General features: G+C 39.0%; 20 protein-coding genes, 10 tRNA genes and 3 rRNA genes. 28 read left to right on the top strand and 5 right to left on the bottom strand.

Annotation, left to right across the window (positions count from 1 at the left end; all coding sequences use genetic code 11):
• Nucleotides 1-12: 12 nt before the first annotated feature.
• Nucleotides 13-1,059 (top strand): P-loop NTPase, encoded by a 1,047-nt coding sequence (locus ACS127_RS03470; protein WP_440897058.1) that lies wholly within the window; start codon nt 13-15, stop codon nt 1,057-1,059.
• Nucleotides 1,060-1,105: 46 nt separating this feature from the next.
• Here ACS127_RS03470 and gerD read toward each other — a convergent pair whose 3' ends face one another.
• Nucleotides 1,106-1,738 carry a spore germination lipoprotein GerD gene (gene gerD, locus ACS127_RS03465; protein WP_440897057.1) on the bottom strand — a complete coding sequence of 211 codons (633 nt, stop codon included), beginning with the start codon at nt 1,736-1,738 and terminating at the stop codon, nt 1,106-1,108.
• 73 nt (nt 1,739-1,811) lie between these two features.
• The gene (gene pdaB / locus ACS127_RS03460) at nt 1,812-2,573 is read right to left on the bottom strand and encodes a polysaccharide deacetylase family sporulation protein PdaB (RefSeq protein ID WP_440897056.1); all 762 of its coding nucleotides are present in this window, start codon (nt 2,571-2,573) and stop codon (nt 1,812-1,814) included.
• 170 nt (nt 2,574-2,743) lie between these two features.
• Here pdaB and ACS127_RS03455 point away from each other — a divergent pair, with 170 nt between their 5' ends.
• The 8 genes from ACS127_RS03455 to ACS127_RS03420 all read left to right on the top strand — a co-directional run bounded on the left by ACS127_RS03455 (nt 2,744) and on the right by ACS127_RS03420 (nt 8,687).
• The gene (locus tag ACS127_RS03455) at nt 2,744-2,959 is read left to right on the top strand and encodes a hypothetical protein (protein ID WP_440897055.1); all 216 of its coding nucleotides are present in this window, start codon (nt 2,744-2,746) and stop codon (nt 2,957-2,959) included.
• 299 nt (nt 2,960-3,258) lie between these two features.
• Nucleotides 3,259-4,826, top strand: a 16S ribosomal RNA gene (locus tag ACS127_RS03450).
• 139 nt (nt 4,827-4,965) lie between these two features.
• Nucleotides 4,966-5,042: transfer RNA gene (locus ACS127_RS03445), tRNA-Ile, on the top strand.
• 12 nt (nt 5,043-5,054) lie between these two features.
• Nucleotides 5,055-5,130 (top strand) — tRNA-Ala (locus ACS127_RS03440).
• 205 nt (nt 5,131-5,335) lie between these two features.
• Nucleotides 5,336-8,251: ribosomal RNA gene (locus ACS127_RS03435) — 23S ribosomal RNA — on the top strand.
• A 130-nt stretch (nt 8,252-8,381) separates the two neighbouring features.
• Nucleotides 8,382-8,494 (top strand): 5S ribosomal RNA (gene rrf, locus ACS127_RS03430).
• The 16S, 23S and 5S rRNA genes sit together here with 4 tRNA genes alongside, the layout of an rRNA operon.
• 43 nt (nt 8,495-8,537) lie before the next feature.
• A tRNA-Asn gene (locus tag ACS127_RS03425) sits at nt 8,538-8,609 on the top strand.
• 6 nt (nt 8,610-8,615) lie between these two features.
• Nucleotides 8,616-8,687 (top strand) — tRNA-Thr (locus ACS127_RS03420).
• Nucleotides 8,688-8,776: 89 nt separating this feature from the next.
• On the opposite strand, the gene ACS127_RS03415 is transcribed toward ACS127_RS03420, so the two are convergent.
• On the bottom strand, nt 8,777-9,391 hold the full coding sequence (locus ACS127_RS03415; protein WP_440898068.1) for a site-specific integrase: 615 nt from the start codon (nt 9,389-9,391) through the stop codon (nt 8,777-8,779).
• A gap of 27 nt (nt 9,392-9,418) precedes the next feature.
• Nucleotides 9,419-9,619 carry a hypothetical protein gene (locus tag ACS127_RS03410; RefSeq protein ID WP_440897054.1) on the bottom strand — a complete coding sequence of 67 codons (201 nt, stop codon included), beginning with the start codon at nt 9,617-9,619 and terminating at the stop codon, nt 9,419-9,421.
• A gap of 104 nt (nt 9,620-9,723) precedes the next feature.
• Here ACS127_RS03410 and ACS127_RS03405 point away from each other — a divergent pair, with 104 nt between their 5' ends.
• The 12 genes from ACS127_RS03405 (at nt 9,724) to ACS127_RS03350 (ending at nt 18,782) form a co-directional block, all read left to right on the top strand.
• Nucleotides 9,724-10,503, top strand: a complete 780-nt coding sequence (locus tag ACS127_RS03405) for a helicase-related protein (protein WP_440897053.1) — start codon at nt 9,724-9,726, stop codon at nt 10,501-10,503.
• Between the two features lie 460 nt (nt 10,504-10,963).
• Nucleotides 10,964-11,764 carry a hypothetical protein gene (locus ACS127_RS03400; protein WP_440897052.1) on the top strand — a complete coding sequence of 267 codons (801 nt, stop codon included), beginning with the start codon at nt 10,964-10,966 and terminating at the stop codon, nt 11,762-11,764.
• 9 nt (nt 11,765-11,773) lie between these two features.
• Nucleotides 11,774-12,298, top strand: coding sequence for a hypothetical protein (locus ACS127_RS03395; protein ID WP_440897051.1), 525 nt, complete (start codon nt 11,774-11,776; stop codon nt 12,296-12,298).
• A gap of 190 nt (nt 12,299-12,488) precedes the next feature.
• Nucleotides 12,489-13,016, top strand: coding sequence for an Ltp family lipoprotein (locus ACS127_RS03390; protein WP_440897050.1), 528 nt, complete (start codon nt 12,489-12,491; stop codon nt 13,014-13,016).
• Between the two features lie 105 nt (nt 13,017-13,121).
• Entirely contained in the window at nt 13,122-13,418 is a 297-nt protein-coding gene (locus tag ACS127_RS03385; RefSeq protein WP_440897049.1) for a hypothetical protein, read from the top strand.
• A 97-nt stretch (nt 13,419-13,515) separates the two neighbouring features.
• A complete protein-coding gene (locus ACS127_RS03380; RefSeq protein WP_440897048.1) occupies nt 13,516-14,127 on the top strand; it encodes a lipoprotein in 612 nt (203 codons plus the stop codon).
• A gap of 181 nt (nt 14,128-14,308) precedes the next feature.
• Nucleotides 14,309-15,157 (top strand): hypothetical protein, encoded by an 849-nt coding sequence (locus ACS127_RS03375; protein ID WP_440897047.1) that lies wholly within the window; start codon nt 14,309-14,311, stop codon nt 15,155-15,157.
• A gap of 107 nt (nt 15,158-15,264) precedes the next feature.
• Nucleotides 15,265-15,885, top strand: a complete 621-nt coding sequence (locus ACS127_RS03370; RefSeq protein WP_440897046.1) for a hypothetical protein — start codon at nt 15,265-15,267, stop codon at nt 15,883-15,885.
• A gap of 129 nt (nt 15,886-16,014) precedes the next feature.
• The gene (istA, locus tag ACS127_RS03365) at nt 16,015-17,583 is read left to right on the top strand and encodes an IS21 family transposase (protein ID WP_440898046.1); all 1,569 of its coding nucleotides are present in this window, start codon (nt 16,015-16,017) and stop codon (nt 17,581-17,583) included.
• On the top strand, nt 17,580-18,344 hold the full coding sequence (istB, locus tag ACS127_RS03360) for an IS21-like element helper ATPase IstB (RefSeq protein ID WP_337020333.1): 765 nt from the start codon (nt 17,580-17,582) through the stop codon (nt 18,342-18,344). The genes istA and istB overlap by 4 nt, the downstream gene beginning before the upstream one ends.
• Before the next feature lie 37 nt (nt 18,345-18,381).
• Entirely contained in the window at nt 18,382-18,615 is a 234-nt protein-coding gene (locus ACS127_RS03355; RefSeq protein WP_440897045.1) for a hypothetical protein, read from the top strand.
• Between the two features lie 35 nt (nt 18,616-18,650).
• Entirely contained in the window at nt 18,651-18,782 is a 132-nt protein-coding gene (locus tag ACS127_RS03350) for a hypothetical protein (RefSeq protein WP_440897044.1), read from the top strand.
• A gap of 15 nt (nt 18,783-18,797) precedes the next feature.
• On the opposite strand, the gene ACS127_RS03345 is transcribed toward ACS127_RS03350, so the two are convergent.
• Complete coding sequence (locus tag ACS127_RS03345) at nt 18,798-19,004, bottom strand: hypothetical protein (RefSeq protein ID WP_440897043.1); 207 nt, start codon at nt 19,002-19,004, stop codon at nt 18,798-18,800.
• Nucleotides 19,005-19,576: 572 nt separating this feature from the next.
• On the opposite strand from ACS127_RS03345, the gene ACS127_RS03340 reads away from it, so the two are divergent.
• The 7 genes from ACS127_RS03340 to ACS127_RS03310 all read left to right on the top strand — a co-directional run bounded on the left by ACS127_RS03340 (nt 19,577) and on the right by ACS127_RS03310 (nt 22,327).
• Nucleotides 19,577-20,734, top strand: coding sequence for a transposase (locus ACS127_RS03340; RefSeq protein WP_440897042.1), 1,158 nt, complete (start codon nt 19,577-19,579; stop codon nt 20,732-20,734).
• A gap of 369 nt (nt 20,735-21,103) precedes the next feature.
• Nucleotides 21,104-21,175 (top strand) — tRNA-Glu (locus ACS127_RS03335).
• Between the two features lie 182 nt (nt 21,176-21,357).
• Nucleotides 21,358-21,433: transfer RNA gene (locus ACS127_RS03330), tRNA-Val, on the top strand.
• 199 nt (nt 21,434-21,632) lie between these two features.
• Nucleotides 21,633-21,705, top strand: a tRNA-Thr gene (locus ACS127_RS03325).
• Nucleotides 21,706-21,733: 28 nt separating this feature from the next.
• Nucleotides 21,734-21,819: transfer RNA gene (locus ACS127_RS03320), tRNA-Tyr, on the top strand.
• 55 nt (nt 21,820-21,874) lie between these two features.
• Nucleotides 21,875-21,949: transfer RNA gene (locus ACS127_RS03315), tRNA-Gln, on the top strand.
• Nucleotides 21,950-22,254: 305 nt separating this feature from the next.
• Nucleotides 22,255-22,327: transfer RNA gene (locus tag ACS127_RS03310), tRNA-Lys, on the top strand.
• Nucleotides 22,328-22,512: the final 185 nt, after the last annotated feature.

Here is a 22,512-nt window from a genome sequence, read left to right as displayed (position 1 = left end):
GAGTTCCTAAACGTGTTAAATAAACAGCAAGTTATGGCATTATTAAGGTCAATTGTAGATCCTACTTTAAATAAAACACTTACTGAGACGAACGGAGTAAGAAACATTCAAGCAGAAAAAAACTCAGAACATATTAGTTTAAGAATTGCCATTGGAAAAATAAATACACCCGAACAAAAGAAAATGGAAGAGGAAATTGTCAACAAACTGAAACGTGTAGGTAGTGCCACAGTTGATATACACTTCGAACAATTTTCAGATAAAGAATTAGAGGGGTTACAAGCAAATGTAAATGAACCATCATCGCTATTAAATGGAAAATTGGATACGAAATTCATTTCTATTGCAAGTGGAAAGGGAGGGGTTGGAAAGTCAACGGTGACAGTGAATATTGCAGTTGCATTAGCCCGTTTAGGAAAAAAAGTTGGTATCATTGATGCTGATATTTACGGATTTAGTGTGCCAGACATGATGGGAATTACTGAGCGCCCTACATTGAAAGGAAATCGAATCATTCCTGTTGAAGCTCATGATGTCCAAATTATTTCGATGGGTTTTTTCGTTGAAGATAATGAACCTGTCATTTGGCGTGGCCCTCGTTTAGGAAAAATGCTTCGAAGTTTTTTTGTCGAAGTTGAATGGGGAGAACTTGATTATTTATTACTTGACCTTCCACCAGGGACAGGTGATATGGCCTTATCTGTTCATCAAATGATTCCATCCTCGAAGGAAATTATTGTGACAACGCCGCATCCGACGGCAGCATTTGTCGCTTCTAGAGCTGGGAAAATGGCCTTAAATACAAATCATGAAATTATTGGTGTCGTTGAGAATATGGCATACTTTGAAAGCCAATTGACTGGAGAGAAGGAGTATGTCTTTGGAAAAGGTGGTGGCGAAACACTAGCCAATGAAATAAATGCTCCCTTAATTGCTCAAATTCCATTAAGTCAGCCTAGCGCTTATCCAAATCAGCATGGCTCGGTTTATCCTGAAATACATCCAATCGGGCAAATTTATCAAAGGATTGCCGAACAGGTTCTAACCAACGAATCTTAAGAAAGCGTCCCATTCATATAAGTAACTGTAGAATGGGACGTTTTAATTATTGGCCAGACTCACTAGACGAATCATTCTCTTGCGATTGTTGATCATCTTGTCCTTCCCCTCCACCTTCTCCTTCTCCAACTATCTTTTTGGCGTGTTGAACAATGATTTCAGAAACCTTAGCTTGAAAAAGTGGAGACTCCAGTGTTTCTTGAATGCTTTCCTCTAAATGTTCTTTAAACTTTTGGCTTTTTAATTGTGTCTGAATTTGTTGTTCGAATTCAGGGTTAGCAAAGAGATCAAGCATTTTCTCTTGATAACCCGAATCACTCATTAATCGTTTGAAAACATCCTCTTGTTGATCAATCATCGCATCGGAAAATTCCTTGACAAATTCCTGATCACTAAACATCTTTGACCAAAAGGACTTTCCCTTTTCAGAAGTAAGTGCTTCTTCAATTGCCGTTTTAACGGTATCATCATGAATAACATAAACTTGTTGCGTTGAATCATCTGCAATTACTTCTATAATTGCTTTTTTGCCATCTTCTGATTTTAAAATATCAGTCATCATTTTCTTCGTTTCTTCATAGCTGCTATCCTGGTTGTTATTTGATTGACCATTACCCGGGCTACAGCCAATTATTAAGATGGAGACAATTAAGACAAATATTATAATTTTCTTGAACATTGATTTTACTCCTTCTCAAATTAATATCGATACCTTTAATATGAGAAGATTAAAGCAGAAATATGTGTAATATTTATTCGATTGGTTTTGTATCAATTTCTGCTTGAGTTATCAGTTCAGAAATGGTTACAAACTGAAACCCTTTTTTCTTTAGTCCTGGCAGGATAGTTTCCAGAGCTTCTGCTGTTTGGGTGGCGGAATCAGAAGCATGCATTAAAATAATATCGCCATTTTCAGTTTCTAACATTACTTCATCTACAATGTTATTGACACCAGGTGTCTCCCAATCATTTGGATTTACTCGCCAATCAATGACTTGGTAACCTTGATTAACAGCTGTTGTTAGCACTTCTTTATTAAGATGACCACTAGGTGTTCGTAATAAATATAAATCAGGATAGTTTAATTTTGTGAAGATATCCTTTGCCTTATAAAGATCCTTTGTTACCTCATTGGTTTCTAGCTCAAGATAACTTTTATATCGATACCCCAACATACCGATTTCGTGTCCCTTTTCAGCAATTAAGTCAACTAAGTGTGGATGATGCTCTGCCCATTCACCCAATAAAAAGAAAGTAGCTGAAACATTTTCATTTTCTAATTGCTGCAAGATAGGTTCAAGCATTTCATCCCCCCAAGTTATATTAAAGGTTAAACCAATTTCATTTCTATCTTCATTTCCTTTCAGTAATGCACGTGGGTCTTCTTCTGAAGAGAAAACTTGCAAATACTTGTTTCCGTTAAAAATAAGGAGAGAAGTTACAATAAATCCAAAAACTAAGACAATAAAGTACTTTTTTAAATGATTTAATTTAAAAGCAAAGAAAAAAGTCATTATATTACTCCTTTGATAGATAAGATATACTCTATCTTATGCATGTCCTATTACGAATTATGAATATATATGTAGCTATAATGGTTTGTTTTTTCGTAATTTGGGAAAATAATAGATACAGTGAACCGAATTTATTATCGTTTTTTAAAATAGAGAGATGAGGGATTATTATGTTTGGTATTGTTATAAATGAGAAAGAATTAAGTGAACTAGAATATATGATAAAGAAGGAGATGGATGAATTAATTTTTGACTTGGAAGATACAAGAATTGATATAGTGGTAAAAAAGGCTATGTACAATCGTTATCAAACCTTATTTCAGTTGTTTCGTCGAGTAGCAAAAGAACAAGATGTGCTAAAATACATTCCTAAGTATAAGTTCTAGTATTTGCCTTTATTCTGATCAAAAAAAATGTTGCAACAAAGTATCTGATATGCTATATTAATTCTTGTTGTCAAACAGTGGCGTAAAAAAGTCGAATCCTTGATTTATCTCTGGATAATTATTTAATTTTAAAAATTGTATTGACGACTCACATTAAACGTGATATATTATATCTCGTCGCCAAAAAAGACGACACTTAATTGATCTTTGAAAACTGAATCCAAACAACCATTAAGTTAAGTAAAGAAGTAAGAAGAAGCTAGTGCTTCAAAACAGAGTAGAAGAGATGCTCATTCAATATTATTGAGAGTTTGATCTTGGCTCAGGATGAACGCTGGCGGCGTGCCTAATACATGCAAGTCGAGCGCGTGAAATCCTTTCGATCTCTTCGGAGTGATAAAGGGTGGAACGAGCGGCGGACGGGTGAGTAACACGTGGGCAACCTACCTATGAGACGGGGATAACTCGCGGAAACGCGAGCTAATACCGGATAAGACCTCTAATTACCTAATGAGAGGATAAAAGGCGGCTTAAAGCTGTCACTGATAGATGGGCCCGCGGCGCATTAGCTAGTTGGTGAGATAACAGCTCACCAAGGCAACGATGCGTAGCCGACCTGAGAGGGTGATCGGTCACACTGGGACTGAGACACGGCCCAGACTCCTACGGGAGGCAGCAGTAGGGAATCTTCCGCAATGGACGAAAGTCTGACGGAGCAACGCCGCGTGAACGAAGAAGGTTTTCGGATCGTAAAGTTCTGTTGTTAGGGAAGAACAAGTAGGAGAGTCACTGCTCGTACCTTGACGGTACCTAACGAGAAAGCCCCGGCTAACTACGTGCCAGCAGCCGCGGTAATACGTAGGGGGCAAGCGTTGTCCGGAATTATTGGGCGTAAAGCGCGCGCAGGCGGTTTTTTAAGTCTGATGTGAAATCTTGCGGCTCAACCGTAAGCGGTCATTGGAAACTGGAGAACTTGAGGACAGAAGAGGAGAGTGGAATTCCACGTGTAGCGGTGAAATGCGTAGAGATGTGGAGGAACACCAGTGGCGAAGGCGACTCTCTGGTCTGTAACTGACGCTGAGGTGCGAAAGCGTGGGGAGCGAACAGGATTAGATACCCTGGTAGTCCACGCCGTAAACGATGAGTGCTAGGTGTTAGGGGGTTTCCGCCCCTTAGTGCTGGCGTTAACGCATTAAGCACTCCGCCTGGGGAGTACGGCCGCAAGGCTGAAACTCAAAAGAATTGACGGGGACCCGCACAAGCGGTGGAGCATGTGGTTTAATTCGAAGCAACGCGAAGAACCTTACCAGGTCTTGACATCCTTATGGCCGCTTTAGAGATAAAGCTTTCCCTTCGGGGACATAAGTGACAGGTGGTGCATGGTTGTCGTCAGCTCGTGTCGTGAGATGTTGGGTTAAGTCCCGCAACGAGCGCAACCCTTAACCTTAGTTGCCAGCATTCAGTTGGGCACTCTAAGATGACTGCCGGTGACAAACCGGAGGAAGGTTGGGATGACGTCAAATCATCATGCCCCTTATGACCTGGGCTACACACGTGCTACAATGGAGGGTACAAAGGGCAGCGAAGCCGCGAGGTGAAGCCAATCCCAGAAAACCCTTCACAGTTCGGATTGCAGGCTGCAACTCGCCTGCATGAAGCCGGAATCGCTAGTAATCGTGGATCAGCATGCCACGGTGAATACGTTCCCGGGTCTTGTACACACCGCCCGTCACACCACGAGAGTTAGCAACACCCGAAGTCGGTGAGGTAACCCTATGGGAGCCAGCCGCCGAAGGTGGGGCCAATGATTGGGGTGAAGTCGTAACAAGGTAGCCGTATCGGAAGGTGCGGCTGGATCACCTCCTTTCTAAGGAAAATCAGAGCTAGACTGATTAATAGGAACATCTAACTTGAGTTTAGATGATACTTAACACATGTGTTGTTTGGTTCAGTTTTGAGAGATCAATTCCCTCGCTATTAAACAAAGTAATATTCCGTTTTAGGATGGGCCTATAGCTCAGCTGGTTAGAGCGCACGCCTGATAAGCGTGAGGTCGGTGGTTCGAGTCCACTTAGGCCCACCATCCTGCATTTTAGGGGCCTTAGCTCAGCTGGGAGAGCGCCTGCTTTGCACGCAGGAGGTCAGCGGTTCGATCCCGCTAGGCTCCACCATCAACAAAATGTTGGGGCTTTATTAGTATGTCACGACTTTGCAATATAAGACTGCGATTATTCGTCTCATTGAAAAGACTTGTGACAACATAGAAGTCACCCCATCCTGTGGAAGCGTACCTTGAAAACTAGATAAGAAATATGACAAGACATCAAATCAAGTAAGAATAAGTCTTTTTTACTGTAAAGCGTGCAAACGCAACTTAGTTAAGTAAGAAAGGGCGCACGGTGGATGCCTTGGCACTAGGAGCCGAAGAAGGACGGGACGAACACCGAAATGTCTCGGGGAGCTGTACGTAAGCAAAGATCCGGGAATATCCGAATGGGGGAACCCTCTACTCGTTATGGAGTAGAGCATTTAACTGAATCCATAGGTTAAATGGGGCAGACCTGGGGAACTGAAACATCTCAGTACCCAGAGGAAGAGAAAGCAAAAGCGATTTCCTGAGTAGCGGCGAGCGAAACGGAACGAGCCCAAACCAAGAAGCTTGCTTCTTGGGGTTGTAGGACACATCACATGGAGTGAGAAAGAAATCATTTACACGAAGCGACTTGGAAAGGTCCGCGAGACAAGGTAAGAGCCCTGTAGTGGAAAAGTGATTTTCTCCGATGTGGATCCTGAGTACGGCGGAACACGAGAAATTCCGTCGGAATCCGGGAGGACCATCTCCCAAGGCTAAATACTCCCTAGTGACCGATAGTGAACCAGTACCGTGAGGGAAAGGTGAAAAGCACCCCGGGAGGGGAGTGAAAGAGAACCTGAAACCGTGTGCCTACAAGTAGTCGGAGCCCGTTAATGGGTGACGGCGTACCTTTTGTAGAATGGACCGGCGAGTGACGATTCTTTGCAAGGTTAAACCGGAAAAGGTGAAGCCGCAGCGAAAGCGAGTCTGAATAGGGCGTTTAGAGTAAAGGGTCGTCGACCCGAAACCGTGTGATCTACCCATGTCCAGGGTGAAGGTCAGGTAACACTGACTGGAGGCCCGAACCCACGTATGTTGAAAAATGCGGGGATGAGGTGTGGGTAGGGGTGAAATGCCAATCGAACACGGAGATAGCTGGTTCTCTCCGAAATAGCTTTAGGGCTAGCCTCAAGGCATGTATTCTGGAGGTAGAGCACTGATTGAACGAGGGGCCCTTACCGGGTTACCGAATTCAGTCAAACTCCGAATGCCAGAGATATATCCTTGGGAGTCAGACTGTGGGTGATAAGGTTCATAGTCGAGAGGGAAACAACCCAGACCGTCAGCTAAGGTCCCCAAGTATACGTTAAGTGGAAAAGGATGTGGCGTTGCCCAGACAACCAGGATGTTGGCTTAGAAGCAGCCATCATTGAAAGAGTGCGTAATAGCTCACTGGTCGAGTGACGCTGCGCCGAAAATGTACCGGGGCTAAACGTATCACCGAAGCTACGGATTGTTCGTTGAACAATGGTAGGAGAGCGTTGTAAGGGCTGAGAAGTCAGACCGAGAGGACTGGTGGAGCGCTTAGAAGTGAGAATGCCGGTATGAGTAGCGAAAAAGAAGTGAGAATCTTCTTCACCGAAAGCCTAAGGTTTCCTGAGGAAGGCTCGTCCACTCAGGGTTAGTCAGGACCTAAGCCGAGGCCGACAGGCGTAGGCGATGGACAACAGGTGGATAGTCCTGTACCACCTCGTGGCCGTTAAGAGCAAGGGGGGGACGCAGAAGGATAGGGAAAGCGCGCGATTGGAAGAGCGCGCCCAAGCCATGAGTCAGTCAGATAGGCAAATCCGTCTGACCTAATGACCAGTGGTGATGGGGAAGGAAATCAAGTACTGAAGTTCCCGATTTCACACTGCCAAGAAAAGCCTCTAGCCAGGACACAGGTGCCTGTACCGCAAACCGACACAGGTAGGCGAGATGAGAATTCTAAGGTGAGCGGGAGAACTCTCGTTAAGGAACTCGGCAAAATGACCCCGTAACTTCGGGAGAAGGGGTGCTTCTTGCATGAGAAGCCGCAGTGAAAAGGCCCAAGCGACTGTTTAGCAAAAACACAGGTCTCTGCGAAGCCGAAAGGCGAAGTATAGGGGCTGACACCTGCCCGGTGCTGGAAGGTTAAGGGGATGCGTTAGCGTCAGCGAAGCGTTGAACTGAAGCCCCAGTGAACGGCGGCCGTAACTATAACGGTCCTAAGGTAGCGAAATTCCTTGTCGGGTAAGTTCCGACCCGCACGAAAGGTGCAACGACTTGGGCACTGTCTCAACGAGAGACCCGGTGAAATTATACTATGCGTGAAAATGCGCATTACCCGCGACAGGACGGAAAGACCCCGTGGAGCTTTACTGTAGCCTGATATGGAATGTCGGCATCCTTTGTACAGGATAGGTGGGAGCCGTTGAAACGTGAGCGCTAGCTTACGTGGAGGCGCCGGTGGGATACCACCCTGAGGGTGTTGACCTTCTAACCCAGGACCGTGATCCGGTTCGGAGACAGTGTCAGGCAGGCAGTTTGACTGGGGCGGTCGCCTCCCAAAAAGTAACGGAGGCGCCCAAAGGTTCCCTCAGAATGGTTGGAAATCATTCAACGAGTGTAAAGGCAGAAGGGAGCTTGACTGCGAGACCGACAAGTCGAGCAGGGACGAAAGTCGGGCTTAGTGATCCGGCGGTGCCGTATGGAAGGGCCGTCGCTCAACGGATAAAAGCTACCCCGGGGATAACAGGCTTATCTCCCCCAAGAGTCCACATCGACGGGGAGGTTTGGCACCTCGATGTCGGCTCATCGCATCCTGGGGCTGTAGCCGGTCCCAAGGGTTGGGCTGTTCGCCCATTAAAGCGGTACGCGAGCTGGGTTCAGAACGTCGTGAGACAGTTCGGTCCCTATCCGTCGTGGGCGTTTGGAAGTTTGAGAGGAGCTGTCCTTAGTACGAGAGGACCGGGATGGACATACCGCTGGTGTACCAGTTGTTCCGCCAGGAGCATGGCTGGGTAGCTACGTATGGAAAGGATAAGTGCTGAAAGCATCTAAGCATGAAGCCTCCCTCAAGATGAGACTTCCCATCATTAGAGTAAGATCCCTCAGAGACGATGAGGTAGATAGGTTCGAGGTAGAAGCATGGTGACATGTGAAGCTGACGAATACTAATCGATCGAGGACTTAACTAAATTAAAAAGCTGAAACGACCGTTTAGCAACATCGTTGCTGGGTCAGTGAAGCTGGATTATATGATTTGACTTGTCTGATGCGTTTCTTATCTAGTTTTCAGGGTATGACCTGAACAAATGAATACGTTGATTTAGTGACAATAGCGAAGAGGTCACACCTGTTCCCATACCGAACACAGCAGTTAAGCTCTTCAGCGCCGATGGTAGTTGGGTTTTCCCTGCGAGAGTAGGACGTCGCTAAGTCATATATTTGGCTTTGAGAAGTAACAAATGTTTTTACTATTGGTCCACAGTAGCTCAGTGGTAGAGCAATCGGCTGTTAACCGATCGGTCGTAGGTTCGAATCCTACCTGTGGAGTCATTTGCTTCCATAGCTCAGTGGTAGAGCACTTCCATGGTAAGGAAGGGGTCAACGGTTCAAATCCGTTTGGAAGCTCTCCTGTAAACGCTTGTCTCGTAAGGGATAGGGCGTTTTTTTATTTTAAAAAAACCATGAAGTTTTATGTAGGAGTGACGTGAAAGTGACTAACTAAAAAGGTCGTCGAATAGCTTTCCAGTTGCCTCATCATCTTGATCGGTGACATGACTATATAGATTCAATGTCGTTTTAATATTTTTATGACCTAGTCGTTTCTGTACAGTCTTCATATTCAATCCTTCTTTTGTTCCTTCACTTAAAATGTATGTGGCACTCGAGTGTCTTAAATCATGAAATCGAATTTTTCTCAACTCATCTTTATTCCTTGTCGTAAATCGATCCCAAAACTGAGTGATTGAATCAGGTCTGTAAGGTTTACCATATTCATTAGAAAATAGTAAAAGCACTTCCTTACCATTCACATCTTTAAAACCTTCCCACAGATTCCCCATACTATTTCTAAAAGCTACCTTTATAGTATAAAGATTCTGTAATCTTTGCATTAATTTCTGAGATAAAATCACTGTTCGAGTATCTTCTGTTTTTGTGCCTTTTAATCTTAATCCATTTGCTTTAGAGTATTGTAGTGAACGTTTGATAAGAATGCTGTTATTATCAAAGTTACAAACATCTGAAGCAATACCAGCAATTTCACCTCGTCTGAGACCACCTGTTAACGCAAGGAGCACCATCAATTGCTGTTCTTCTTTTTGTTCTTTAATTATTGATCCTATTTCAAATAAATCTCCCTATTTTATTAGTTTAGCTGTAGTTATACCCAACCCTTGACAAACTTTTATTACGTTGTTTACTGATGCATTACCCATACCTTTTTGTAACATTGAACGGAGCGTTGTATATGTCAAATTAATACTTTCTGCAAATAATTTCATGTTTGGACATTTTTGTTCTATTAAATGTTCAATGTACTTTGTTCTTTGGTCCTTCATAAAATACATCTCCTTTTCAAACTTTAATCTTACCTGTCAAGTTGGATTTATCAGAAGTTAGACAGTCTACGGGAGACTTTTCTGCAGGTGGGGAGGGGAAAGTTTTGGCTTCGTATCCAGAAAAAATTGCATATGGAATGGCCAATCATTGTATGAATAGAAAAACAGTCGTTTTTCTTTCGTTGGTTAAGACATCACAAAAATTTAGAGATTTACTCAATGAGAAAGGATTTAAAGCGGCAGAGGTCAATGGGAACTCTAAAGATCGAGATCGGGTATTAGAGGATTTTGAAAATGATAAATATAACGTCTTATGTAATTCCATGCTCTTAACAGAAGGGTGGGACAGTCCTGCAGTTGATTGTATTGTCGTATTGAGCTCAACAAGAGTGCGCCCACTTTATAGACAAATGGTAGGACGTGGGACGCATTTATTTCCAGGGAAAGATCATCTATTGCTTTTAGATTTCCTATGGCATACCGACCGACACGTACTTGTTCACCTTGCCCATCTCATTGTAGAAAATGAAGAAGTAGCCAAAGAAGCTACTCAAATGATCGAAGAAGTAGGTGGACCTGTCGACATAGAGGAAATACAAGATTCAACTGCAGAAGAGGCAACCGCTAAACGTGAGGAAGCATTAGCCAAGAGATTAGAAAAATTAAGGCGTAAGAAAAAAAGATTAGTGAATCCTATTCAATTTGCAATGGACATCGAGGATAAAGACCTTACAAACTATCAGCCACTCTTTGGCTGGGAAGCAGAGAAGCCAAGTAAAGAGCAAATCAATCAGATTGAAAAAGCTGGCATTGATCCAACAGAGATTGATAGTAAAGGGCAAGCAGATAAGTTGATCAACGCGATTAAGTCAAGAGAAGCATAGAACTTATCCTCTGCAAAACAGATTAAACAGTTGTTTCAAAGAGGTTATTAAAATGTTGAGAATTGGACATATGATCAAGCCTATAAATTAATCAAACAAACTGCAGCTAATAAATGGAGAACGCTTCATTCGAATCCACATAGTTATGTGCCTAATTAGGAGTTGATAGAATCCCATGAAAAAATTCAACTTAGTAGAATTATTAAATGAAATAGATCCTTTAATACTTACTTATCAAGAATGGATATGGGTAGACGCCGGAATGGCATTGAAGTATGAGGGATATACTGTAGACGATTGGGAAGAGTAGAGTCAACGAGATCCTAATCGTTACAGACCAGGTGAATGCCAAAATAAATGGCATTCGTTTCAGGATTCCAGTGTCACTGGTGCAACCACTACCCAATATGCGAAAGATCAAGGTTGGCAACCACGGAGCCACTCTTCAGGGGATGGAGCATTGGATTGGAATTCAACGATCTCTCATGATCTTGTCATTGTCGAAGAGGGCTGGATTGAAGAGAAAGAAGTCCAAGAGCCAACGAATTGGAAGCCTCATGAACAGATGATTCAATATATCAGTACTTTATTTGACATGACGGATTATGTCGGTTATCTCACAAATACATGGGATAACGGAGATGAAAAGCTTCCTACCAAAGGTGTCTACAGTAAAACTGCAGGTGAGTTAATCCAAGAGATTAATAGATATAAAAATGATTTAGGTTTTGCAATTGGCGACTATGACAAAGAGGTGGGTGCTTGGGTTCGCTTCAATCCCCTTGATGGTAAAGGTGTCAAAAATGATAATACCACAGATTATTGTTATGCCCTTGTCGAATCAGATACAACCGATATCAGTCGTCAAAACGCATTACTTAGAGAATTAGAGTTACCGATCACCATGCTTGTTGATAGCGGTAAGAAATCACTTCATGCGATTGTCAGAGTGGAAGCAAACAGCATTCAACAGTATAAAGAAAGAGTTGATTATCTCTATGATGTGTGTTTAAAGAACGGACTTGAAATCGATCGGCAGAATAGAAGTCCATCTCGTTTGAGTCGATTACCTGGCATAGAACGAGATGGTCATAAACAGTTTATTGTTGATCAGAATATCAGTAAATCAACCTGGACGGAATGGCAAGAATTGATTGAATCAGTCAATGATGATCTTCCGGATCCGGAAAGCTTATCGGAGGTATGGAACAACATGCCAAAGAAAGCAGAAGATATTTATTTTACGAGTAAGGGGAGTTAGGAGGATAGAATGCAATTATCAGAAAAACAATTAAAGATTATTACTGAAACTGCCTCAAGGGAAGCTGCAAAAGCACATCAAGCTTACCTAGAGGAACAGGAGAAAGTAAAACATGACAGAAGATTACGTAATATCAAATTGTTATTGAAAAACTATAGGACACTTGTTTTGCATTGTCAAAAACGAGAGGACGATCTTTTGAAATTTGAAGAAACGTCAATCCATGATTTTGATATAGATGAGATTAACCTTGAATCGATCGAATTAATTAAACAGAGTAAGAAAAAACCTATTGCAATGGTCCATTTCATAAAGGGTAAAATTGAAGCGTACCGTCATAACTGCAACCAAAATGAATTAAAATATTTTAGGGTGTGGGAAAAGAAGTACATAACCCCTAAAAAATATACAGTTCAAGAAATTGCAAAAACAGAGAACATTGACAGAGCTACCGTACATCGCTACTTAAATAAGGCTATGACAGACTTACCAGTAATCTTTTTTGGTATTGATGCAATCAAGTTTGAAAAGTGATCCTGCGACAAAACCGCACGGCACTGCGACTATTTATATGATAGTATGATAGTATGATAGTGTGATAAATTAGCGTTTAGTGATAGCGTGGAAATTTACCTGAAAGATAGGGGAATTGTGTGGAATGTCTTGCAATACTTTTACAGATATAAGATAATATACCCATAATAGTACATATGGGGGTTAAGAAATGAAAAAAATATTAATTTTAATGTTATCGTTGTTTGTTATGTTTTCATTGACAGCATGTGGTGATGGGGAAGACGCTGGAGGCGATGAACCTGAAGGAGAAGCGCAGGCGCAAGAAGATCCTGCAGAAGATGATGCTGAGGATGAGGCTGACATTGATGAAGATGAAACGGATGAAGAGGTTGAGGAAGAAAATGAACCTGAGCCAGAAGAAGAGGATGTTCCACGTGAACATCGAAACGCTTTACAGGCTGCTCAAAATTATATTGACCTCATGGCGTTTTCAGAAAAGGGACTTTTTGAACAATTAACATCTGAATATGGAGACCAATATCCAGAAGATGCAGCACAATATGCTATAGAAAATGTAGAAGTGGATTATAACGAAGAGGCGCTTGAAGCAGCGGAAAGTTATCAAGAAACTATGCCGATGTCTGATCAAGAGTTATTTGATCAACTTACATCAGAATATGGGGAACAATTTACAGAAGAACAAGCGCAATACGCTCTTGATAATTTATCAGAATAAAATTAATTAGGCACCTGCTTTTGTGGGTGTCTTTTTAATTATTTTGCAGGAATTTCCCTTCTTTTGTCGAATCATATAACAAGACAATAAAAAGGGGTGGTTTAAATGGCATTATTTAATAAATCTCAGAAAAAAAGTGCTGAGAATATTTTTGAAAAAGAGGTAAAGCCATTACTACATGAAAAAGACGGTAACGTACACGTCATAATGATCAACAGTTTTAGTAAATGGCTCAATCAAAACTTTGGTAGTGATGACAAATACACGACTCAAGTTGATTCAATACTTACAGAAATACAAAATGAAGGTTATGAAATCGTCGATGTTAAATTAAACAGTATTCAGAACCAGGGCCTTACTGGTAATATGGAAGGTTTTCATACATTAGTCTTATATAAATAATAACTTTAGACATCTCAATATGTATTTTCCTTTTATATTGCATTATTTAACCAACTTTAGGATAATTGTCTTATAATTATTGGGAGAGTTGATTAATGTGAAGAAGGTATTATTTATATTGTTATCAGTTTTGTTTTTAGCTGGCTGCGGAAATAGTCGAGAAACACAAGAATCCGTTGAAACTGATGATAATGATCTAGAAGTGATTGAAGATGGAGATAAAGAGGATGTAGATGAGGTGAAAGACGATGATTCATCCGAAGAAGAGCAAACGGAAGAGGGCGAGGATGAATCTAATGGCGATGAGCCTGATCAAGACGAAGAAGAAACTGATAGTGATTTTGACATAAGAAAGTCAGAGTTAGAGAGGTTAGATAAAAGTCGTGTTAGAGATGAGTATTCAGAGACATCCGTCACTGATATTAGAGTTAATGATGATTCGGGAACAGGAGAAGGATACATTGTTTTAGTTGATTTATCTTTTGATAGACAAAATACTGCAAGTACATCTAAGGAAATGGTAGACATGTATGCAAGTGATCTTACTGCTTACATAGGTGAAGAAACTGATGATGTAAATCAAGTAGTTAGTTTTTGGGGAATTCCATATTTACAAGACGAAGGGAATGTAGTTAAAATCACCACTGAAAGATCGGGAGATGGAATGGCATTCATCGAACAATGGTATGAGCCGAGTATATTTGAATAATTAATAAATCAAGACATCTCAAAATGAGGTGTCTTTTTAAAAATAAATTGGAAATAAATTCCTTGTAATGGTACAATAGTAGTATTATATATACAGGGGTTGATGATTTGAAGAAGGTTCGTCTAACATCGAAAATAAAGATTCACAATCAGATAATACTACTGAAGTCGAAAAAATAGAAATGAGTAAAGAGGATGCACTCTATTATTTAGAAGAAATTACGAAAAACTACTTAAATCTTCCTTATCTTACTCACGGTGATAGTGAGACTGAAGCAAAGCAACTTTTGACAGAAGGAATTGATAATATTGATGCCTCTGTCGAGGAAATAGATGAAAATTTTAGTCCTGAGGATCCTTTAACTATAGAAGTTATGGAAGTCGCTAATTTTGTAAAGGGTGTATCGGAGAAATATCTTGAAGATAACGATGTTAGCGCTATTTCTGATAGTTCTTATGAAGTCGGATATATGATAGGTGCTATATCCACTAAATTTCTTGATGGAGAGTTACCTCACACAATAGAAAAAGTATCAGAGGATTTTAGCGAAATAGATAAATCTGAAAATAGTGATAATGAAAACGAAATATACAGTGAAGAAATAAAGTTATTTATAGAAGATTACAATAATCTTACTACTCTTGAAGATGATATTGATCTAATTGAAAAAGTCCAACCTGCTGAAGAAACGAAAAATGGATATACACAGACGCTATATAGTTCGGATGAATATATCATTATTGCTAATTATGAAGAAGATGGTGAGGTCGATTTTTATGTCGTTGTTATTCCAAATGACCAACCATATCGGGACTTACAAGGTAATGGATTATATGCAATGTTTCATGTAGCTGCTACTTTAGATCTTGATTTAGAAGAATTAGGTGATGAGTTCGAAAAAGCTTTACCTAATCATGCAGGCATGTATTTTGTAGATGATTATACAATAATATTTTCTACTGATGATCAATTACCTGAAATGGGCATAACTATTATGTTCATGAATGTTAGTTTTTCCGGTGATGAATAAATTATTAGGGCTTTAAGGCATCCGATTGGGTGTCTTTTGCATTATTAGAGGAAATATCCTCTTTTTTGTCGAATCATATCTTTAGCACAATAAAAGGGAGCGATGGTATGACTAAAAAATCAGAGGCAGTTCGAGGTTTTTTAACAGAACACATATTAAATGTTATGAGTGATTATGGAACAGATGCGCTAAAAGAGATGGTTCAAGATACTATTACTGAGAGTTCGTTTGGGATAGTCTCAACAGTAGGAATTGATGTGCTTGGTTCTATGATTCCAGCAGTTGGAGGAGCTATTTCTGCTTACAGAACTGAGCGGAAAATTCAGAATATAAAAAAAGCACTTGAAGAATTAAATAAAAGAATTGATTTAATTAAAGAGAATCTGTTACAAAAAAATGAAAAAAACAAAATCAAAGTTGATAAAATTTTTGAATTATTCTTTGATAAAGTGAGTGAAACTAATCAGGAAGAAAAAATAGAATATATGGTAAACGGTTTTGTACAGGTTACGAAGGCGGAAAATGTAAATTTTGATATCGCTTATTTATATTATGATACTTTAGATCGTTTAACTCTTTTGGATATTGCTTCCCTTCGGTTATCTTATCAACCTGGTTATTATGATGATAATGATGACGTTAAAACTTATAGAGACATCTTAGAAGAATTCAATATAGAATATAGTCAATATGAAGCAGTTCGGGAAAACCTTTTAAGAATGGTGTGACTGCTAAACTAGAGTAGACAGTTTTTGCTAGATAAAAAGACACACTTATTTACACAAAAATATTAATAATAAGAACTTCCATTGTACAATGTTTATATCAAAACATACAGAACAGTGGAGGACGTAAAGGTGGATAAGTGGGAAATGTATATGGAAATACATCAATTAATTAAAAAGGGTTTTAGTAAGACAAAGGTAGCTGAAAAACTAGGAATCTCAAGATCAACCGTTCATCGTTATCTAAAAAAGAATCCTTCGGATATGTCTAAGTGGGTTGATTCCATTCAAACCAGAAGTAAGAAATTAGATCCTTATAAAGAACTAATTTTATCCTGGCTAAGAGAACATCCAGATATGTCTGCGGCACAAGTAGAAGATTGGCTAAAAGAAAGATACGAAGATTTAGAAGTAGGTGAAAGTACGGTTCGCTCCTATGTTAGAGAACTTCGAGAGGAATATAAAATAAGAAAGGAAACTTCACCACGAATTTATGAGGCTATTCTCGATTCACCTATGGGTGAGCAAATACAAGTTGATTTTGGTCATACGAAACAGAAGGCAGCAGACAGTAAGGAAGTAAAATTAAACTTTATAGCATTTGTACTATCTAATTCTAGATATAAATATATGGAATGGTTGGATAGGCCATTTACTACCCAAGATGTCATTAAAGCACATGAAAATGCATTTAAGTGGTATGGAGGAATTCCAGGTGAATTGGTATATGACCAAGATAGTTTAATCGTTGTCAGTGAGAATGGTGGGGATTTAATTTTAACACAAGAGTTCCAACAATATAAAGAATCTAGGAATCTAAACCTTCGTGTTTGCCGCAAGGCGGATCCAGAGAGCAAAGGAAAAATTGAAAATGTAGTTGGATTTATTAAACATAATTTCGCTAAACATCGAGTTTTTCATAACATTGATTCTTGGAATGAACAAGGGTGGGAATGGCTTCATAGAACTGGAAACTATAAAATTCACCATACAACAAAAAAGAGACCGGTCGAAGTATTTTCCCTGGAAAGACAACACTTAAGACCAGTCACCAAAAATATAGATATAAAATATAACTATGAAAATAGTATATCAAGATGTGTCCATAAGGACAATACCATTCGATATTTATCTAACCGTTATACTCTACCATTGGGGACGTTTGGCAAGTACGAAACGGTCTGCATTAAGGAAACGGAGGAAAGAGAATTAATCATTTATAGCCCTGAAACAGGTGAAATCATAGCAAAGCATACGATCCCTGACGAGAAAGGGTTATTGATTAAAGATAGAAAACATAGCCGTGATAGAACAAAGGGTATTGATGCATTTATGAATACAGTTGCCGAGCATTTTAATGACAGTGAGATGGCTTATGATTATCTACAAGCAGTAAAAGGGAAGTACCCTCGATATATTAGGGATCAACTCCAAATGATAATAAAAGAGACAAAAACAAATAACAAAGAAATTCTATCAACAGCATTGAAAGAGTGTATAAAGAGGAATCTTTATGGTGCCACAGATTTTAGCGATGTCGTTGCCTATTTAAAACGACATCGACAAATGGAAGATACACCAAATGATACCGCTAAGAATGTAACACGAGTAAAAGGAGTTTCAGCTTGGGTTATGGAAACAGAAGCTCAAAAACGAGAAGTGAATGCCTATACTGCCATATTGGAAGGTGATCCAGTATGAGCCAGTTAAATCAATTACAAGAATTGATGAGAACTCTACGTTTAACAGAAACAGCAAATCACCTTCCTGCATTAATTAGAGAGGCTGAGCAAAAGGATTCCTCCTTTACTCAGTTCCTCCTAGATGTAGTAAAATATGAACAAACTCGCAGAGAAGAAAAGCAGTTAGAAAAACGATTTAAATGGGCTACATTTCCGTTCCAAAAGACATTAGAGGAATTCAATATAAAAGAACAGAAATCATTAAGCAATAAACATTTGAATAGGTTGAAGGATTTAACTTGGATAGAACAGTTACACAATATCATTCTATTAGGACCACCAGGTAGTGGGAAAACTCACATATCAATTGGATTAGGAATCGAAGCGTTAAACCAAGGTTACAAGGTTATCTTTACTACGATGGGAGACCTTATTCATGTATTAAAAACGGAAGAAATTACTCGAAAATCACAGACGAGAATGAAAAGAATAAGAGATGCAGACTTAGTTATTATTGATGATTTGATGTTTATGGCGATGGATTCACAGGAAGCTAATATGTTCTTCCACTTGATTAATGATTTATACAATCAATCATCCATCATTTTAACTTCAAATAAAGCACCTAAAGAGTGGGGAGAGCTATTAGGTGACCAAGCAATTACAACAGCTATATTAGATAGAATTCTACACCGAGTTGAAATCATTCATCTAAATGAAGATAGTTATCGAATGAAACATAGATCGACCATATTTGGGCAAGAAAGTGTTTCAAATTAATGAGCATAAATTGTGTCTTTTTACTTGACGGTCACAAATGGGTTTACTTGAAAATCAGTATGATGATGCAGCTGAAAAAGATTTAAAAAATTCAATTGATGCAATAAATGATCTCCATAAAACTGTAAAATCTATGCAAGATGCACTATCGAATCCTAGAAAGAAAATGATAAAAGTAAAAAGTAATTTGAATTTAAAACCTAAGGCAAAAGATAGATTAAGAATTTCTAAGTTTGGTAGAGACTTTGTTAAACATTTTATTAATTTATAAAGCCCACTCTAGGGCTTTTTTAATGGAGGTTTATTATGACTATTGAACAGTTCATAGTAAAAAGCTTTCAGATCGGTGTGAAGCTATTGAATAAAAAAAATTTAACCAAAGAAGAAAGTGAATTTTTAAAGCTGTTAGATGAGTTAGAGGAAAATTATGCACAATGAAACCACTCAAAAAAGCTATTCTTGAGTGGTTTCTTGTTCTTTTATGGCTAGTTCGGTAAGTTTGGCGCCGACGGCAATAGAAAGATTCTCTATTTTACGTTTACCACGCTTTAAATCATTAATATTTGATTGACTGACAGACGTGTGCTTATGAATGTAGTACGGTGTAAAGTTTTCTAAAAGCCATTTGATTTTTGTTGAATCAGCATACACTTGTTTCACTTCTTTTCTTTATAATTTTTAATGGCAATAAACAAGCCACTGCAGGCAAGTACAAATACAGCGATATAAAATATAATTGACATGATTTTTACCTCCTTATTTGATATAATAAGGACAGGGAGGAGCCGAAGCTCCTATTCCCTATCATTTTTCTTTGCGATTCTTATTCTTACTTTGCTGGGAAGCTGTTAAGAAGTTTAGAATCGCTGTGCTTAACAGTACAATTGCTGTTAAGCACTTTATTATATCTTCAATCATTTTTTATCACCTCCCTATGACTTGTTAATTATATTATAACTCAAACGAGTATTAATGTTAATACTTCTAGCAAACAAATTGCTAAATAGTCCATATTTTTTTATTTGAATTTACCCAAAAAATCATAGCCTTCAACTATAAAGTGAAAGCCCGAGGAATTCACATGTGGAAAACATGGATTTCTCGGGCTTTTCATCTATCCACAGATTCAATCTGTGGACTCTTTTGACCCTGTTCCGTGTTATAATTGAATCACCACAAAACAAAAAATAACGAACAGGAGTTGACCCTATTTTACCATGAATTCCAAAGAAATGTACCAAACAAAACGAAATCTTCGAACTTTTTCAAATAAATTAACTCAAAATCTTTCTAAATCACGTCAGAAATTCTATTTGGATCTCCTCTATGGCATTTCTAAATCTCAACACATCTTCCTATCTGAAATCGCCCGTTCATTGAATGAAGCGATTGACTTGACCTATACCATCAAACGTCTCTCGCGGAATGCAGCGCAAGATGAAGACTTGCGATGTGTCCACAGCAATTACTTAGATACTTTACATACATCCATTCCAGACAACCCTTTAGTCATTGTTGATGAATCGGATATTGCTAAACCCTACGCTGAGAAAATGGAAGCCCTCGGTCAGATTCATGATGGCTCAAAGAAGACCATTGAAAAAGGGTACACAACCATTAACTTTGCCCTCTCTACTGCCAAAACGAAGCATCCACTTTCCCTTTATACACATGTCTGTTCTGCACAAGAAGACGGATTTGAGAGTATGAATGTAGAAAAAGCGAAAGGCTTCAACACCATTGATCGATTGATGGACGAACAGAAGTGCACTTTCGTGATGGATCGGCTTTATGACAGTAATGACATGTTTAATTATGTTCACAGTTTAAAGCATTTTTTCATCACACGATTAAAAGATAATCGCTACCTCATCCACAAAAACCGGCGTATAAAAGTGCCAGATCTTGCGAATAGACGGAAAGGAAAGATTAACTTTAGAACGGAAATTCAGGGTGTCCAATACGCTCTAAAAGTGAGCCATATTCAGGTGAAGCTCCCTACTTTAAAGGATACGCCACTCAATATGGTCGTTGTTTATGGGTATGGAAAAAAACCAATGAAACTCCTAACGAATCATATCATTAAAAGTAAAAAAGATGTCTTATGGATTTTGAAAGGCTACATTACGAGATGGCGAATCGAAGAGCTCTTCCGTGTCCAAAAGCAAGAATTTAAGTTAGAGAAAATTCAAACGATGTTACTCAGCTCTTTACGTATCCTTTATACGCTTCTTAATTGCATCATTGGTCACTATTCTTTGGCGATCGAAAAAAAAGACAACCCATACACAGATTATTTTAGCTCGAGCCCGATCCTCCAATGCCTTGTCCAAGGTGAAGTTTTATCTTTACCGATTTATTCGAGGTGTGAGCCATATTCTCTCTTTTGATACGGTGGGAATTAAACATTTTCACAAAGTCAAACGGCGCTCAAATCAACTTAGCTTCTGGTGACTCAAACAATTGAATAGCGGTTCAAATGTGCGATTTTCGGACATTCTATTTGGTGTGTCGTCATTTCGAGCTTTCAAGGTATCAAACCAATTTTGGTCTCACTCTCAACATTTTATCAACCAAATGATCACAACTTTCGTAAAATGGGTAAATTCAAATAATTTGATAGTTGACAAAAGAATAAAATGCGATATAATAATCTTTGTGTCAAATTTGAGAGTCATTGATAGTCACTCCTGACTTCATGGTAAGGAAGGGGTCAACGGTTCAAATCCGTTTGGAAGCTTTCGTAATTTTTAAAAAATGGCCCGTTGGTCAAGCGGTTAAGACACCGCCCTTTCACGGCGGTAACACGGGTTCGAATCCCGTACGGGTCATCATATATTTTATTTGGGATAGTCTAGTTAGAAGGAAGGCATGTTTAATTTGTAAAGATCTAGGGCTCAGAATGAGCACAGCTAGAGTTTATTCTTGCAGTATAAGTATTCCTCGACTTTCTTAGTGCGATTATTCATCCTTGTCATAACATAAGTACTAGCTATATTCTGTACGTTGGAACGGAGGATTAGCTCAGCTGGGAGAGCACCTGCCTTACAAGCAGGGGGTCGCAGGTTCGAGCCCTGCATCCTCCACCATTTGTACCATCCTAACTTATTTGATGGAAGAATGAACGGACATTCTGCTTAATATACTTTGAGTGATGTCGGTGTATTTAAATTTCGAATAAATTTTATATTCGAATTTGCAAGAATTAAAACTTCATTGAATAAACTTTTAACATGGCGATAATACTAGGTGAGTACCATAATAAATATCAACTAAATTTTTTATTAAGCCGGCCTAGCTCAATTGGTAGAGCAACTGACTTGTAATCAGTAGGTTGGGGGTTCAAGTCCTCTGGCCGGCATAGTAATTATATAATATAAAAATATATTGGAGGGATAGCGAAGTTGGCCAAACGCGGCGGACTGTAAATCCGCTCCCATCGGGTTCGTAGGTTCGAGTCCTACTCCCTCCACCATTTACTTCATATTGTTATAATTTAAACAGTTGTTTCAAGTGTGTTGTTATATTAATGGGCTATAGCCAAGCGGTAAGGCAACGGTTTTTGGTACCGTCATTCGTTGGTTCGAATCCAGCTAGCCCAGCCATTACTTATTTAATGTGAATTTTTATAAGGGCCCTTTAAAACATAATGTTTTAAAGGGTTTTCTATTTTAGAAAAGAATACTTAACATTGTGATAGCAGTGGAATCAACAAACTGAACGTCAAATTAATCCACAGAGCTACATATTAACGGAGCTATTAGTTCAGTAGGTAGAGCAACGAGCATGGCATCTCCCGAATAAGCAACGAGTAACCCTGAAGCAGATACATCTAAGAATTAGCAATGAGATACAGAGGCCAACAAACTGAACGTCCAATTAAGCAATCAATAGAACCACTTATTAACGAGAGCCATTAGCTCAGTCGGCAGAGCATCTGACTTTTAATCAGAGGGTCGAAGGTTCGAATCCTTCATGGCTCATTCACTACTCAGATAGGATTAGCGCTAAAAGTATTTTTATTAAAGTTAAAACTTGATATGATTTCACAATAAGGATTGAATGGTATGATTAATATTCAATCCTTATTTTTAAATTTGAAGATTTTTTTAGTTATGTAATGGGTTTTATTGGTGTATAATTTATATTATTAAGTTTTTTAGGGTTA

It is taken from the genome of Amphibacillus sp. Q70, assembly GCF_052055485.1.
Taxonomy (GTDB): domain Bacteria; phylum Bacillota; class Bacilli; order Bacillales; family Amphibacillaceae; genus Amphibacillus.
This window is presented reverse-complemented; position numbering and strand designations above follow the sequence as displayed.

Bases quoted from the DNA above. Each gene is read 5' to 3' on its own strand.
- ACS127_RS03455 (WP_440897055.1), top strand. From the start codon at position 2,744: ATGTTTGGTATTGTTATAAATGAGAAAGAATTAAGTGAACTAGAATAT.
- ACS127_RS03410 (WP_440897054.1), bottom strand. From the start codon at position 9,619: ATGAAGGACCAAAGAACAAAGTACATTGAACATTTAATAGAACAAAAA.
- ACS127_RS03355 (WP_440897045.1), top strand. From the start codon at position 18,382: ATGGGTTTACTTGAAAATCAGTATGATGATGCAGCTGAAAAAGATTTA.
- ACS127_RS03390 (WP_440897050.1), top strand. From the start codon at position 12,489: ATGAAAAAAATATTAATTTTAATGTTATCGTTGTTTGTTATGTTTTCA.
- ACS127_RS03375 (WP_440897047.1), top strand. From the start codon at position 14,309: ATGAGTAAAGAGGATGCACTCTATTATTTAGAAGAAATTACGAAAAAC.
- gerD (WP_440897057.1), bottom strand. From the start codon at position 1,738: ATGTTCAAGAAAATTATAATATTTGTCTTAATTGTCTCCATCTTAATA.
- ACS127_RS03395 (WP_440897051.1), top strand. From the start codon at position 11,774: ATGCAATTATCAGAAAAACAATTAAAGATTATTACTGAAACTGCCTCA.
- ACS127_RS03385 (WP_440897049.1), top strand. From the start codon at position 13,122: ATGGCATTATTTAATAAATCTCAGAAAAAAAGTGCTGAGAATATTTTT.
- ACS127_RS03370 (WP_440897046.1), top strand. From the start codon at position 15,265: ATGACTAAAAAATCAGAGGCAGTTCGAGGTTTTTTAACAGAACACATA.
- ACS127_RS03340 (WP_440897042.1), top strand. From the start codon at position 19,577: ATGTACCAAACAAAACGAAATCTTCGAACTTTTTCAAATAAATTAACT.
- istB (WP_337020333.1), top strand. From the start codon at position 17,580: ATGAGCCAGTTAAATCAATTACAAGAATTGATGAGAACTCTACGTTTA.
- ACS127_RS03350 (WP_440897044.1), top strand. From the start codon at position 18,651: ATGACTATTGAACAGTTCATAGTAAAAAGCTTTCAGATCGGTGTGAAG.
- pdaB (WP_440897056.1), bottom strand. From the start codon at position 2,573: ATGACTTTTTTCTTTGCTTTTAAATTAAATCATTTAAAAAAGTACTTT.